This window comes from Fibrobacter sp. (assembly GCF_017551775.1).
Lineage (GTDB): Bacteria > Fibrobacterota > Fibrobacteria > Fibrobacterales > Fibrobacteraceae > Fibrobacter.
On record NZ_JAFZKX010000067.1, the window covers coordinates 35,960 to 52,541 of the forward strand.

Consider the following 16,582-nt stretch of genomic DNA (forward strand, 5'->3'; position numbering starts at 1 on the left):
AAAAAGGTTGAATAATGAAGCGATTGGTTGTATTTCTTTTTTTGATGGCTTTCCCTTCTATATCTTGGTCCATCCCCAAGCCGATGGAATCCATCGAAAACTACAATGTGCTTTTGGTGCATGGCGCATATGGATCTGATAAAGGCATTTCTGAGAATACGGACTATGTCTCTGCTTATGAGGATACGACTTTTTTGGGTAACGCTACGCTTGGGGATTACACATCGAATAATCGAATCACGAAGTGGATTGCTGAAAAAATATTTGAAGAAGATGTGAGTGAAAAGAATTACGAGAATGCTCGTAATTCCTATGTGTACAACTGGCGCTCATTCACAAATCCGGCGAATACTTCGCTGAATAACGCTCATGAAATGGGGGACCGAACATGGAATGTCCTAACAAATGGCTCCTCTAAATTCGGAAAGCGAAGATCTCTGTTTGAAGAAGCGCAAGAAGTGAAAGCCCGGTTTGTTATAGATCCAAATGATACTTCAAAGGACTTATATGGCCAAGAAGCTCTTGATTCTATACGCAATCATTCCGATTTTTATCGTCAACTACCTTCCCGCTATATTCTTATCGGCCACTCAATGGGTGGCGTTGTATCCCGCGAGTATGTGCAAGGTAACTTCTACAATGGTGATGTAGACAAGATTATAACGCTTGATAGCCCCCATGAAGGAACAGGGGCGATGAATATGACAGTAAAAATGAATGCAACGAGTGACATTTGGGGACATTTTGGAGACAACCTCAAATCCACTGTACTTTCCGTTGTTCCGCGGATGCTTGTGTTGGGGAATCTCGGCGATATTGGTTTTGCCATCTCTTCCATTTCCTCGAATTTTCTGAAGAAAGAAATTGGAGATCTTCTTGCGACAGCGTTTGCCCCTGAGTGTTATGTTGAAAGTGATTCTCTAGTCCACTATGTGGATCCGAAACAGACCGGTTTTGGGACCATAGACTCCTTGAATCATTTGCATTATGAAGCGGATTCCATGCCCATGATCAGAATTTTATCCGGACGACATGGAATGACCTTTTCGGATCCAGGCGATCTTGATGAAGGTTTTGTTGGCGGAATACGCACTTTTATTCCTGATTACGCAGCAATGCCATATTTGAACTATAATGCCCAACTGGAAGGATCGGGCGATATGTCTGCAAGGTATGTCAATGCTTTGACTTCGTTTATGATGGGCTATGCGGGTATTCCTGTGCAAAAAAATGGTAGTAGCATAGTTCCCGATTCTTCTAGCAATGGTTCTGGAGTTAATGTTCTGAATGATCCTATGGTTGATGTTGAGCGGGCGTATTTCAATGCGGCTCCGCGTGCCTCAGGCACTCTAGGTGATGTTGCTGTAATTATTGAATCCATAACTAATCAAGTGAGAGATTTGGACCTTACATTGGGTTATATATGCCCTCCGTGTGCAAGCGCCACAAAAGTTGCACTCGGCTTTGCTGGCGCAGAACAGGCAGCACCATCCATAATCCCTGCTGCCATAGCAGGATTTTTTGATTTGAAGGAGTCTCATCAAATACCATTGTATCGAATTAATTTGGATACAATGAAGGCCGATGCCAATACGTATTCCCTGCAAACAGGCGCATCAACTTACACCCCATACCTTATGGAAGATTTCCTTTACGAGCGCCCGTTCGTAAACCTTGCGTTGAACGATATCCGTACATTGAATATGCTTTCCCCATTGAGTCCGGATTCTATCGAAAAGTCGCCTTTGAACCGCAATTGCTATTATATTGGTTCGAAATCCGGTAAGACATGTGCCATCGGCTTGTTCAGTCGTAAAGACACCTTGAATTCTTTCCAGCAGGAACAGAACCTTTCCGCCTTGACTCCGCTCCTTTTCAAGTCGGAATCGGATTGGTCCAAGATGGGCGTAAAGGTTGACCGTTGGGAAATGGTGGATGGTTTGCATCCCGATGGGTCGTTGAACAAGAAAGGGGTCCCTATCCGCCATGTGGAACGTTACGTGGTTCCCGACAATATCGTGGCGCAAGACTTCATTGAACAGTATTCGTTCGTCATCGACGACTTGATGCCGCACCGCATGCGTAAAATCTATATGAACTTCAATTTCCAACAGGAACTCGCTTGGGAATGCGATATAGAAAAGGATCCTGCTGATAATACTGCCTGTAAGGTATATAAGAGAAAAGTCGGGACGCCATGGCCGGCAGAGCCGCAGATGACTGTTCGGCACCCTGTGTTAAAAAATGGACGGTTTGATTTTAATGCGAAGGATTATTTTAACGAAAGATTCGGTGATAACCTTTCCGCTATACAGAAGGGAAACCAGAATACAATCATCATATCTCTCATAAACAAGATTGGACTTTCGAATACGCAGCGATTCAGCTATCTGTTCGGGACGGCCAGGGATCCATTTCAGCCTAGCTGGCCATTACAGGATATTGTAGTGAACAAGATAGAAGGGTTTGGTGGAACCGCGAGCTATCAAGGTCTTGGCATTGTGGGTGCGAAGGATTCTATTTTCCGTTGCTTGGATAAAGATTGCCGCTCGACGAATTCCGTTACCTCGAGGAGTGCGATGACCATGTCGGTTACGCAGGCGGATAATCATTTTGCTTCGGGCCAGGTTGTGAACAATCCGGCGGAGGGCCAGTTCTTTTGGGCCTTCAATGCGATAGTCGATAACAAGGGTTCGCTCGATAGCAACGATGTGAGCCTGGTATCCTTTGTTGTGGATACGACAGCCCCGAAGTTCTCATTGTGGACGGACAATCACAGCGTCAACCCGGATAGTTCCGTATTTTTAGCCCGTGTAAATGTAAATGACGATGGTTCTGCAACTTCAGGGAAAAAGGATGCCGCCGACATTCGTGCCATGCGCTGGATACTGGAACGGAAGAACGGCAGTGTATTTAACAAGGTTGCGGACCTGCCTTATCTTTACGATGTCGCATCGAAAAATTTCGCCATAGGCTGGGATGGTGTTGACAAGAAATCGTTGACTGACGGCGTTTACCGTGTGAAGGCGACAGCGATAGATTACGCCCTGCCGAACATGGATGCCTATGACGCGGTGAACGCCCTTTCCGAAAAGATTATTGGTAAGACCGTAAGCGGAACGGATTGGGACAATGTCATCCTCCACCATAAGCTGAATGTGGCCCGTGATTCTGTGGAATTTCTCGTGGATAGGACTGCGCCGTCTCTGCGAGGGATTGATCTGGGGGTAGTGCCGGTAGAACTGGGAAAAAATCCCAAATATGCATTCCTGCCGAAACCTGCACGTCAGGGGAACCAGTACGTGTATGTTTCTAAGGACAGTCTCTTGAACATATCGTATACTGTCTATGAAAAGCAGGAAGACCATAGAGCAACGCCTGTATTCATCAACTGGAGCCTCACGCATATGCCCGACAGCAATGCGGTTGAACATGCCGGAGATTCAATATGGATTACTAATGATACGATTTCGGGAATGTGGGGTGAAAAAGCGGAGCTTTTGCTGAAGGATGGAGAATATCGTATATCCGCCGTCGTTCGCGATCAGGCCAAGAATGTGTCGACTCCGACGACGGTGCCGAAGAGATTACGTATTGACCGCACTGCACCGCAGGTTGAAAATGTCATAAGCACGCTTCCTGTGTATGATTATGCGTCTAACAAGCCGTTCAAAGCTTCCGTCACGGTGTCTGAAGGCGGAGATGTTGCCGTCAATCGCACCGGGATGAGGTGCAGCTACAGGGTTATCGGCGGGGGATCCGATAATACCTGGCGCGAGATTTCCGATTCCGATTTGCATTCAGGAACGCATGCGTTCAATGTGGACGTGAATTTGATAGGGAGAAATGACGGAAAACGCTATCTCGAAACTGCTTGCGTTGACATGGTAGGGAATGTCGGCGTGGCGACAAGTTTGTTCCATGCTGGCAAACGGCATCCGAATATCGTCTTCCCGACAGAATCGGATTATTTGCAAATGCCGGTTATTCCGATTGTGGGCATTGCCCCGCCTGATTTTGGCGATGCAGAAAATACCGCTGTTTATCGCCTGAGGTATAGGGAAGAAAATTCTAGGGATTGGAAAACGGACAAAATCATGACTGTCGCTTCTAACCGTTCGAAGGACAAAGCGAACATATCGAAGATTGCACAGAGCAATGAGGGGGTGTTGGGGTATTTCTACCGCGACTCCATCTACGACAAGCGATATGTTATAGAGTTGGGAGTCAAGCCTTGTGAATATTGTAGCTGGCGTACGGATTCTGTTCGCGTGACTTTGGGTAAAATCGTAGCAGACAGTATAAGGCCCGCTGTTGCGTTCAAGATATCGAAAACGTCCATGGTTATCGGGAGGGATTCTGTAGATATGTCGCTCCGTGTGACAGGGAATGCTTCGGGGACGTACATGTTGCGTGTTTATGCAGAAGACGAGAGTGGTGCCGGTATTTTTGATAAGTCGGTTGAGCGTGCGTGGGCGAATCCGTATTATGGCGAGCCATACGATGTGACTGCCGGTTTGACTTATGATGCGACAAAGCCCCCTGTGGGAGTGTGGTTTTATCAGGTTGATAGCCTGTATCACTTGAGGTGGTCTGGCTTGCCGGATACTTCTGATTTGCGCGTTTTGTTCCTTGGCTCCACTTTTGGTGAAACGTGCTTGGCGTTGAGAGGGGAAAATATTATGAATCTCAACAAGGGGTGCCGCGTTGAACCGCTAAATAATCATTCCTTTGATGTTGCCTCGGAATATTTGAACGATTATCCGCTGCTGGTTTTGCCGACGTATACTGATAGTGTCATGATTCTTTCGGGAGAATCGGGGCATGTCGTAATGGAATCTAAAGGCTCGTTCAGGGTTGTCGGAAAAAATGTTGGCATGGTGGGTTCGCATAATATTCCGGTGTATTTTGGATCTAGCGAAATGGCTGGCCTGCCTATTTCGGGACAAAGCGTCGGTGCAGATGATGTGAATGTGCTGAAGAATGGATGGAATATACATCCGAACAAATTCAGTTTGTCGTTTACCTGGGATGGATCCATGGATTCGAAGTCTTTCCCGGCTGAAGGAACGATGAAAGTTTACGCCGAAGTGACCAGCCTTGATGGAGGAAATGCTTTTGCAGACGTGAAAATGCAGGAAATCGCCCTGAGTCCGGATACCTTGAGGATAGCTTTGGACAGCTTGCTTCCAAAATTCTCGTTGAGGGATCAAATTGGTTCGGTGATAACGCTGCGAGCTGTAAGTATACCCTATGGCATTCTTTATAGGGATGCACTTGTGACCATTAAAATTAAAAATTCTTCGGGCATATATGTTAGGACTTTGCTGAAGGATGAATTTGTCAAGGCGCACCCGGATGAACAGGCTCATTCGGTAATTTGGAATGGAAAGAATGACGAAGGCAATCCCGTTGACGTCGGCACTTATACAGTCGAAATTTCTGCACGTCCGGCTGCAAATGCTAATGACACCACAGAAATAAAGCAGGCCTTTGCTATGTTGCCGGTGACCGCTGGTAGAACACTAATCGACATGACTCCAGGAGATCGGTCACATACGGATTCTGTAAGTATCTATGTTTCTGAAGCGGTAACTGATTCGAGTTCAGGGAGAGTGATCAACAGGTACGAACCTATTGCCGACTTCATTGTGGATGCAGAATTGAGGGGTAAGTATCTCCCTGAGAACGCTCGCACGGCGGAACTCGTTACGGAGTTCACCGGAACGCAGCACCCGCTGCGTTTTTTACCGGAACGTTTTAGCTTAGACATCAAGAGGCAAAGGGAACATTTGAAATTGGTTGCCGTTTATTGGGTGGATCGATGGATTCAATCATGTTCAGATATTTCCTGTGATACGACAGGTTCTAAAAAAAATGAACCGCTTGTTGACGTCCAGGAATTCAATTTCAATGCGCACCACTTGCAGGATACTATAAATGTTAATTATGATGCGCCGGACACATACGGCTATTTGGGAATAAAGGATTTGCAATTGTATGGTGAACAAACAGGATTCCACATGTTTGTTATTTCTTGGAAGGATTATGCGCAGTGGAGGGAAAATAACGTTTGGGAAAGTAATCCTGAGTTTTTCCTGAAAATGAAGGAGGATTTAGGTGAAAATATCTTATGGGATATCTCTAATGCGGGTGTAGATGAAGTTGTTATCCCAGCTCCCAGCATGGGTGGGTACATACCGTTGTTCCCGCAAGATCTGAAGTCTTGCGGACCGGATGGTAACCCCTTTATAGTGGAACTTGTCGGAAATTCTGAGAGCAATTTTTATGACAACAAAGGAAAAATAAAACCGGATAAATGTGAAAACGAGCGCTACAGGACACTGAATTTCAACATTGTTCTATCGATTCCTTCTGTTTACTGGAATGCAGACATCGATTGTGATAACCTTGTGAACCGAACTGTCCACTTTGGTTCGGATAATGAGTTGCTTTATGATGAGTCTAGTGGATATTTCCATACGCTTGCGGCAAAGAAAGCGAATTCAAGTAGGGCGGTAAATTTATTTGATGGGTCGCATTGGCTACGTGAATCGGCTTATGGTTTTTTGACTCCGTTCGAGGTGCAGCATTTGCCGTTCTTTAGTGTTAATGATTTTAATGAGGAAAATCTATTCCGCTTCCCAGATGAGTATAACGGTTATGCCCAAAAATCTCGATTTACATTGAAATTTGGAATGGATCAGAACGATGCTCTATATAGAAGTCGGCACTTTGTTGCACACGTGTTCGCTCCGCTGGCGGGGTATCCGCTAAGCCTAACGAATAATGGAGACAGCTTGGTGACTGAGTACATGGATGCTGGTGAGATAGATTTTTATGTCAGCATGAACAAGACTTATGGTGCCGTACTTGCTGAAAATGCCGATAAACCTGATACGGTCGTATATCCTGCAAAGGGTGTAAAACCGGCGAATAAGGAAGAAGGTAAATATTACCTGCTTGGTTCAAAAATACATCATTACTATAATGACTATAGCGATAGTGCCTGGTTTAGGTTGTTTACCTTGGGCGGGAATTCGGCAAGCTATTTCAAGAATCTTTCCAATTCAGGCGCATCTTCTGAAAATTTCTACAAAATACCTAATTCGCCAAATGATCCGGATTCGTTGAATTTGTTGATTCCTGATATGTCAAAGATGACGACAGACAATACTCTTATCAGGCGCTTGTCTCAGGATGTGTTTTTTGATCCAGATTCCTATGACGAGAGTACGAATAAATTTAGTGTCAATGTGGCACTGCCGGCTCCGATAAGCGGTGGTATTGAAGTGAAGGATACGACATACCTTAGGGTCGATGGTCTCCCGACTGTACAGAGCAGTTTTGCCAATGATACGCTCTATATAGATGCGGTTGATTGGGCACAGAATGTGCGCTACCGCCGTTCCCTGGATTCTACGTTCCAGTTGCCGGAACGATCCAGTGCCGTAGAACTGCCGTTGAGCCATCTGTACCGATATCAAAGCGATGTGACGAGTAGGACGTTCTCCGATAGCAGCCTGTATTTTGGCGAAGCGACCTCGAAGGAATGGACGCGAAACAGGTGGATTAAGGATGTCGATGTCATAGCATCGAGATTGACGCATCTGGATGATTCGGAACATTCCCATCTAAATGCTGTCAGGAATGCAGGTACATCGTCGAGCCTGAATATTCAGTACAGAAATGAAATCAACGAAAATCGGCCTTTGGAGTTAGTTGAGTTGCGGGCGAATTTGGTTCGTGGCAAATATCGTCTGCAGTATTTGAAAGATTCGGTGTACTATACGATTGTTGATACGGTCATTGAAACAAATGGCAATTACAGGCTTGCCTGGTTCAATGTGAATAGATTGCAGGGAAATACCCAGTTCCTTTTGACATGGGCCAATGATACGACCGAAGAAAAATATAGTTGCAGCCATTATAACTTGGTTGTAGGAAAACTTGTCAAGAAAAATACGCAGGGCACAGTTTCTTCTTTGTTTGGGGAACTTTCTGTTTCGTTCCCTGAAGGCGCCCTTAATACAAACGATGATTTTACGGTTCGGACAACTGGTGCTGACAAATATGATTTCAGTGTTTTCAATGGTATGCCTATAACAGGGCCCATCATGGAAGTGCTTCCGTCAATGACGTTCCATAATAATGCCTTGCCGCGTATACAAATAAAAATATCCAAGTCCGAAATGGTTAATATGAAGGTCACGCCGAGTACATTGAAACTTTACAAGGTTGACTTTGCCAAAAAGATGTTTGTCCCATTGGACAAGGTCCTGTACGGCTATCTAGATAAAGACGGGCATGCAGCGGTTGCCAATGGGTTCGATACGGCGAAATGCGAAACTTGGAATGATTCTACATGTTATCCGGGTAATGATGATTTGTGGGAATATATCTTGATTTCTGGCGTGACAAAGACATTCTCGATTTTTGCCGCGATTGATTCAAGATTGGTTGAAAGTTCTGGTTTTGATCTGGAAATTCTGCCTGTTGTTGCGACTACGCCGGAACGCGATATCCGAATAAATGGTTTGGCTAATTTTGACCTGTATGTCGATAATGATTCCCTGTGGAGTGACAGTAACGATATAACTCCGGTAAAGCTTTTGCCGTATACTTTAAACGCTGACGGGATTGTGCATGTGCAGTTGCCAAGACGCGGGACAGGGATAGATACGAACTATGTATTTGTCATTGCTAGGAACGATACCGCTCAATTGCCTTTAGCTCCTGCCGTTGCCCGCGCATTGACTGTCCCTACTGAATTTGCGTGTTCTGTTCCGTCTGATTCCGTATGGCTTGGCCTTGATAACGGCTACATGGCGTATGGAGCGACTTGTAACCAGCCTGGCAATGGAACGCTCTCGTTGTACTTGAATAATAAACTTGTGACGGAAATACGTTCTGAAATTCCGGATACCATTATTTACGATGGCTCGAGAAAGATAGGGTCGTCTGTCGTGGGAAAGATTGGCAAGGGCGTGTATGAATCGCGTTATTTGGGAATGTCTGTTCTGGGGAACGAGATGCAGATGGTTGGGCCGAAGGTTTATACTGATTCTGCCCGTCCTAAAGTATCTCTCTGGAATGTCGCAGATTCCTCGGATGTCCTGAGCAGAATCTTTGTGGTTTCTGCGAAGATTGAGGATTCTGAATCGGGAATTGCCAAGGTTGAAGTCCGTCCGACATTAGGCTCTGTGCCGCTTAAGGCGGTTATGGTACAGCCCGATTCTAATGGAATGATATCGGCTGCAATTCGGTTGAGTCGTAAGCAACTGTCAAATTGCGTTGGATGTAATCTCGCGATTACCATGCGAACGGAAGATTATGGCCATAACTATGAAGAAGAGACCTACATGTCCCAGAGCCTCTATCCTTATCCGAAATCGCTGGCATTGTGGTACCCTGCAAAGGAAGGCATTGGATGGGTTTCTCGAGAAATGCTTGGAACGCAGCATGATTTGAATTTGTCAATGTACAAGCCTTGGCTTAGCAATATCGGCCTGTATTTCTATCGAGACAGGGATAGGGCGGTTGGCAACGGGAATGTCTATATTGGAACTTCCAATTCGTATGCATTTGAAGCTCGTGTGAACTTCGGCTATCCTCAAGACAGTGAATGGCGTCGCGTTATGGGCTTTTCTGGTGCTGACCTTGATATGGAAATCCAAGTCAGGAATCGCGATTTGCGTCTAGTAGAACAGGGCCGTGGTTGGGTCGCAGAGAATGTGCTGCCTCAAGAAAAGGCGTGGAGCCATGTTGTTGTCTCTGTAGATGCTGACAATGTTAATTTCTATGTAGATGGAAATTTGGTGGCGACAAAAGTATCGGGTATTACTGCGAACCGCGAATTCAATGGAATATTCTCGATAGGTGAAAGTTCGACCATGGAAAATTTTGTCGGTCATATTGCGGATGTCCGTTTTTATCTGTCTGCCTTGAGCGACGAACAAGTGATGGAGTTGTCGAAGCCGGTTTCGGACGAGGGCGAAGAAGCTCAGTTGATAATCGTTAATGTGAAAGATATGGACATTACAAGCGGGTTCAATCGTCTGTTTACCTGCTCGGTTGCCGGCAATAATTTCTTCCGTTCGACGGGTGCGAATGCGAAATTGAATATGTCGGTTGATGTTGCCCATGCTGGAAAATACAACCTTGTGCTTTATGCCCGTTCCGCAAAATTGAATGGAGCCGAAGTAGAGTTCGGAGGCTCATCAAAACAGAAAGGGACGATACCCTTGGCTTCTGTATGGAAGGCTTATATGGTTCCTGATGTCGCTCTTGATCTCAGTTCGGGATTGCAGAATCTGGAATTGTCTGTACCTGCCGGGGTCGATATCGCTGGCTTGGCCTTGGCTACGGAGAGTATCCCTGCCTCGGATATTGCATGGAATGTGACGGATGATGACGGAATAACGCCGATGCAATCTGCCAAAGTCAAGACGTTTGTGCGTTATGAAGATTTTGCCAACACGGCGATGTTGCGCCCTCGTATTCGTATTGAGAATATATCCGGCGAAGTGATTAATGGTTTCTCTGTACGATATTATTTCCGCGGAGAAGCACCTTCAATGTGTCAGACATCAGCGTTTTTCCCGCAAGATGGTTCTGCACTATCAGTTCATTCGGAAAGTAATAATACTGGATATGTTGAATGGAAATTCCCGGATGTCGTGATTCAGGAGAATGGAACGCCGTTTGCTGGCGCTGGTCCGCATTTTGGGTTGAATACCATTGGTTGGGATAACTGGTATTCAGACGATGATCCGTCTTTCGTCCCAAATGCAGCTCATAGCTTTGTCGAAGACAAGGGAATAATAGTTCTCGATAATGATAATAATCTGATAGGAGGCTCTTGTGCTGAGATGGAGGATGAAATCGAGGATTCTGGGAATAACGGCTGGATATTGACATATGGAATTAACTTTGGTACGCCTGCAAAAAAGACGTGGGTAAAGGATTAAAGCAAGGTAAGCATTATGAAAAGAATGGTTAGATTTGTGGGTCTTGGAATTTTGCTGGTGGCAACGCAGTCGTTCGCCTTGGATTTGAAGACTGTATTTAACAATCAGGCGAAATCTGCTTTTCCGGATACATGCGAAATGCAAATTCGGACTCTGATTACGTTCCCGAATCAAAAAACTCAGTCTATCGATATGTCCGTGATTAATGCAGGCAATGATAAGTCTATGATGACAATTTATTCCCGTGCTTTCAGGATGAAGACCATTCAGAACGGAAATAGAATAAAGGTCATTGATTTGAAATCGGGAAAGACGCTTCCGTCTCAAAATGTAAAACAGCAAAATCCGGCTGACATAAATAAAAATATGGGTACTCCTGCCGATTATAAAAATCCGGTCAAGGAAGGAAATCTTTGGAAGATTGTTCCTAAGGACGAAACTAAACCGATTCTATACTATTCCGCGGCAAAGAAGCGGGTCGTAAAGATGGCGACGCAGATTAACGGGGCGAATACCGAAAGTTCGTTTGAATACTGCGACAATTCGTGTACGCTTCCCGGTACACTCAAGAAGGTTGAAATAAAAACTATTCTTGCCGATGGAAATACGACCAAGATAGTGATGGATATCATGGAAGCGGAAAGAAGAAGGGTTCTTCCGCCCAAGATGTTCGATATGGATTAGGGCTTTACTTGGCCAGGTGAAGCTTGCGGAGCACCTTGCCGAGGAGTTCGTTCAGGATGTCCTTCGCGTCTTTGCTGCCGAGGTAGCGCTGGATGATGAGCGTGAGCGTGAATAGCGCGATGCCGGCGGCGCAGGCGTAGATGACGAGCAGTACAAGGCTCGTGTTGCGGACGAACTCGCCGGAGACGCGGTCGAGGCCGATGGCGGCGAATATCATGATGCCGAAGGCGACGAGCGCGCGGCCCATGTTGAGGAGCGCGTCCTTCATGCCGTCGGTGCCGTTCTTCTTGGCCCACATGAATATCATGGAGAGCACCTGCAGTATGGCGCCCGTAGCGCCTACGATGGGCACGCTCTTGATGCCGAGTCCCACTTCGGGAGCGCCGAGCAAAATGTACGCGGGAATGGTCGCGGCGAAGATGCCGGTGTTGAGGAGGGTGGGCACCCACATGCGTTCGCAGGCGTAGAAGCTACGCACGAGAACCGCCTGCAGGCAGAGCCCGAGGCTTACGGGCAGGTACCAGCGGAGGATTTCGGAAATGGCTTCGGTGGTTTCGCGCTGGAAGGCGCCGCGCTCGAACAATATGCGCACCGCCGGGAAGCTCAGGGCCCACACGGCGACCACTGCGGGGATCAATATGCAGAACATGCGCGAGAGGCTCTTCCAGATTTTGCGGTTGAGCTGCGGGAAGTCGCCTTCTTTTACGAGGCGCGCCATGTCGGGGTAGCTCGTGACGCTTACGGAGAACCCGAACACTGCCACCAGCGTGTACATGACGCGGTAGGCGTAGTTGAGGCTCGAAATGCCGCCGGTGCCGAAGTTCGCGCCGAAGCTCCTGATGATGAATTCGAGCCCGAACATGGAGCCCACGCCGAGCGACATCGGGAGCATCATCTTGAAGTAGCGCACGATATCGGGATGGGTGGGCTGCACGATAAGCTCGTAGTGCACGCCGCCACGCCGGGCGCCGAGAATCTGGAGCGCGAAGAAGCCGACGAAGGCGCCCACCGGCACGCCCCAGGCGAATCCTTCCAGGCCGTAATCCGTGCCGGTGTACTTGCCGAGCGCGATACCCGCGATGCCGCCGAGCACGATGGCCACGTTGTAGATGAGGCCCGTGAGCGAGGGAATCAGGAACTGCTTGCGGGTGTGCTGCACTGCAACCAGGATGCTGCCCACGAAGATGAACACCTGGCCCGGCAAGATAATGCGGCCATAGTACGTGGCGCGCTCGATAAGTTCCGGCGTGGCGCCGTCTACGGTAAGCAACTGCAAGAGTTCCTGCATCCAGATGAATGCGGGAACCACGAGAATCAGGAGCGCGATGCCGAAGGTGTTCAGGACGTTGCTGAAGAATTTCCAGCCGCCCTTCTCGTCGCCTGCCACCTTGTAGCCCGTGAAAATCGGGATGAAGATGATGGAGAGGAATCCGGTACTCACCACATGGTTCAGGATGTCCGGAACCATGAAGGCGAGGTCGAGCGCGTTCTTTTCGAGAGAGACGCCCGCTGCGTGTGCGAGCAGCATTTCACGGAAAATTCCGAGAACGCGGCTCAGGAGCATGGATACGGCGACAATTATGGCGGCTTTGTTCATGACACCATAAGATAGAAAGTTATCGCGCGTACCGGGCTATGGTTACGGGATGTTGTTGGGCGTGATTCCGTATTCGCGTGCGGCTTGCAGGAAGAAGACGATGGAACTGCCGTTCTCGAAGTTGCCTTCTTCCTGTTGCTTTACGAATTCGTTGGACGCCGATTCGTAGGCGTCCTCGAATGTCGCGTTTTCATGAGCGAGCATGGTCGTTTCGAGGAATCCGAGCGCCGTGCTGCCCTTTTCGCCGGCCCAGCCGATGAACATGTGGTTCGTGGTGATTACGATATACACCTGGAACCCGATGGCTTCGAGGACGGATGCCACGAGGTACGAGAACTCGTTGCATATGGCCTGCTTGCTGCGGAGCACTTCGATGGGGTAGTTTACCTTCTGCCCGATGCTGCCCGCGCCGTTATTTTCGATGTAGTGGATTTTGCGCTTCTGCAACACTTCGAAAACGGCCTTCACCACGCGCGAGGAACTCTGCATCATTGTTTCGTCTTCGGGATACTGCTGATAGACCTTGAGCGTGTTTCCCGGAAGGAGCGCGGCCACCTCGTCGAGGATTTGCGGGATGGAGTCCATGTTCGGGGTTACCCACACGGCCGAGTACCATTCGCGATTCTTGACGCCGTCGACTTCGCCGCCGTTAATTTGCATGGGATTTATGGTCACCTGTTCGGTGGCGGAGTAGAAGAGGATTTCGTGATCGTTTTCGAGCGCGTAGGCTTCGACCTGGATGCTCGCCTTCGTCGGGGTCGTAATTGCGAGGAGGGCGTCGTTGTTGAACTTGAAGACGGGGGTGAGCGTGATTGTGGCGTCGGGGTTGAGGGAACCCGTGACGGTAGCCGTATCGGTGAATCCCTCGATCCAGGACTTGACCATCACCTTTTTCCAGCGGCAGGAGGTCGAGACGGTGCGGTCGCATGTTTGGCGCAGGCCCACGCCGATAGGTATGCCCGATCCGTTGCCCTCTTCACCGGCGAATTCCCTGTACATGAGCGGGTAGAGGTTCGCGAAGGCGCCGTTGATGTTTGGCTTGATCGAAGCGATCCAGCCGGCGAGAGTGTGGATCACGTCTCGCGAATAGATGTCGGTGTAGACGCTGTCGTAGAGCTTTTCGTAGAGCGAGTCGTAGTCGGCGAGCTTGAGGCTGTCGAGGAGCGCGTCGCGGACGGAATCCATCCAGGCGTCGGCGAATGCGTTGTTGAAGAGGACTTTGTAGACCGTGTCGACGTAGGGTTTGGCATAGAGGCTGTCCCAGAGGGTGCCGGTGATTTCCTCGCGGAGCACGTCGGCGAGCGAGTCAACGTTGACTTCGGCGGCGTCCTTGCCGTCTACGCCGTCCACGCCATCTGCGCCGCTACAGGCGCCGAGGATTGCGAGAGCCGATACAATCGCTACTTTCGTGAAAATTTTTTTCAGCATTGAGTCTCCTTCTTTTTTTTTGCTTTTTTAGCAATCTATGTTTTTTTCGCCGTTCCGGCAACCCTGTTGTAGGTTTCGATTTGCCGTGCGACGATACCATCCCAGGTAAAACATTCGGCGATGCGCCTGCGGCTGCCTTCGAGCAGCTGCTGTACGAGCGCGGGGTCGCTTTCGAGTCGCTTGTATGCGTTTGCGAGGGCCTGCGGGTCTTTTTCCGGCACGAGAATGCCGCTTTCGCCGTCCACGACTACGTCGGGGATGCCGCCGACGTCGCTGGCCACTACGGGGAGCCCGAGTTCCATCGCCTCGATGAGCACGACGCCGAGGCCTTCGGTATCGCCCTTGTTGTCGACGATGGCGGGAAGCGTGAACACGTTCGCGGTCTTGTATTCGTTGGCGAGCGCTTCCGGCGAAAGCTTGCCGGTGAAAATGATTTCTGCGGGCCCTTCGGCATGACGTGCGGCAGGTGTGTCCACTGCTTTTGCCAGTTCCTTCAGTTTTTCCGTCAGGTCGCCCACGCCCACGATGCGGATTTCGAACTTGTCGCGGGGCAGGTACTTCGCGGCCTCGATGAGGTAGCAGATGCCCTTGCGCTCGATGTGGCGGCCTACGAAAAGAATCTTGAACTTGCCTGTTACTTTGTGCGGAACGGGGCGTTGCGGGGTGCCCTCCACCATCCGGGGACCATGCGCACTAAGCGATGAATCGCTAAGTGCTGTCCGCCCGCTAGAAGGGGTAGCGGATGCCGCGTCTGCGGCAGGAGCGAGGGGGAGGCTTCCCCCTTCCAGTGTAGTCCCGTACGGGCTCCATTCCACGTTCACGTTGCGGAGCGCCTTGATTTTGCCCGCGGTAAAGCTCGAGTTCGCGAACACCGCCTGCGCCTGGCCGATGGCGAATTTGAGGAACGGCTTCACCCATTTCTTTTTGCGGATGAGCAGGAGTTCGGCCCCGTGGAAATTGAGCACCAGGGGGATTCGGAAAAGCTTGGCGGCGCCGAGAGCGATGTAGGCGTGCGGGAAGGGCCAGTGGGCGTGAATCACGTCGGGCTTCCACCTGCGGCAGATGGAGAGACACCTGAAGAACCCGCTGATGATGTAGGGGATGGCGAGGAGTTGCAGCCAGGGCTTGCTTGCCATCTTGGAGGGGGCGCCTTCTTCGTGCGTGAGGATTTCCCAGCTCGCGGGCGCGTAGCGGAAGCGGTTCACTTTCACGCCGTCGATTTCGTGGCTCTTGAGGCCTTTGTAGGCGGGCGCGAGTATCTGGATGCCGATGCCCGCTTTTTTGAGGTGAGCGACGGATGCCCTTAACCACGGGACTTCTGCGTCTTCGTGGAACCTGGGGTAGACGGAGCCTATGACGAGGACTTTCATCTTACGTTGCGGAGGTGGCGGAAAACGCGTTGGCGAGTTCCTGCGATACGGCGGAAATGGCGTTCAGGTCTTGCGCGTCGGCGATGCAGGTGGGGTAGACGATGGGCCTCACGGTGTTCGCGAGTACGGTGACTGTGGACGGGAGTCCCAGGCTGTCGGCCATCTGGAGGATTCTGCCCCTCACGCGGATCCAGCCTTCGATCTTGGAATCGAGCAGGAGCATGCCGAGCCCCGCGTCGTTCTCGAGGAACCCGAGGATGTCGCTTCCGCGGTTGTTCTTGTTCAGCGCCGAGAGGAAAACCTCCCAGAATAGCGAGCTCTCTTCTTCGGTGGGGAGGATTTTGCGTATGGACGAAAAGTCGAATTCTATGTAGACGAAGGAACTTTTATCCTCGTCGCTGCGGATAATTTCTTCCTGGCAGCGCCTTTCGAATATTTCCGACGTGTAGATGGAAATATTAAAGCGGTGCTTTCTAATCAATTTGAAGAGTTCTTGCTTCATCGCACACGTAAAATTAGTCTATTTTTTGAAT

General features: G+C 49.3%; 6 protein-coding genes. 2 read left to right on the plus strand and 4 right to left on the minus strand.

What is annotated here, in order from left to right:
• The first annotated feature begins 14 nt into the window (after positions 1–14).
• Both IK012_RS07855 and IK012_RS07860 read left to right on the plus strand, forming a co-directional pair.
• Positions 15–10,970 (plus strand): LamG-like jellyroll fold domain-containing protein, encoded by a 10,956-nt coding sequence (locus IK012_RS07855; protein WP_290952797.1) that lies wholly within the window; start codon positions 15–17, stop codon positions 10,968–10,970.
• A gap of 15 nt (positions 10,971–10,985) precedes the next feature.
• Entirely contained in the window at positions 10,986–11,654 is a 669-nt protein-coding gene (locus tag IK012_RS07860) for a hypothetical protein (protein ID WP_290952800.1), read from the plus strand.
• Positions 11,655–11,658: 4 nt separating this feature from the next.
• Here the strand turns inward: IK012_RS07860 and murJ are convergent, their stop codons facing one another.
• From murJ to IK012_RS07880, 4 genes are read right to left on the minus strand one after another with little or no spacing between them, the layout of a single operon-like run.
• The gene (murJ, locus tag IK012_RS07865; RefSeq protein WP_290952803.1) at positions 11,659–13,251 is read right to left on the minus strand and encodes a murein biosynthesis integral membrane protein MurJ; all 1,593 of its coding nucleotides are present in this window, start codon (positions 13,249–13,251) and stop codon (positions 11,659–11,661) included.
• Between the two features lie 42 nt (positions 13,252–13,293).
• On the minus strand, positions 13,294–14,679 hold the full coding sequence (locus IK012_RS07870; RefSeq protein WP_290952805.1) for a hypothetical protein: 1,386 nt from the start codon (positions 14,677–14,679) through the stop codon (positions 13,294–13,296).
• A 35-nt stretch (positions 14,680–14,714) separates the two neighbouring features.
• Entirely contained in the window at positions 14,715–16,049 is a 1,335-nt protein-coding gene (locus IK012_RS07875; RefSeq protein ID WP_290952808.1) for a glycosyltransferase, read from the minus strand.
• Between the two features lies 1 nt (position 16,050).
• On the minus strand, positions 16,051–16,551 hold the full coding sequence (locus tag IK012_RS07880; protein ID WP_290952811.1) for a hypothetical protein: 501 nt from the start codon (positions 16,549–16,551) through the stop codon (positions 16,051–16,053).
• Positions 16,552–16,582: the final 31 nt, after the last annotated feature.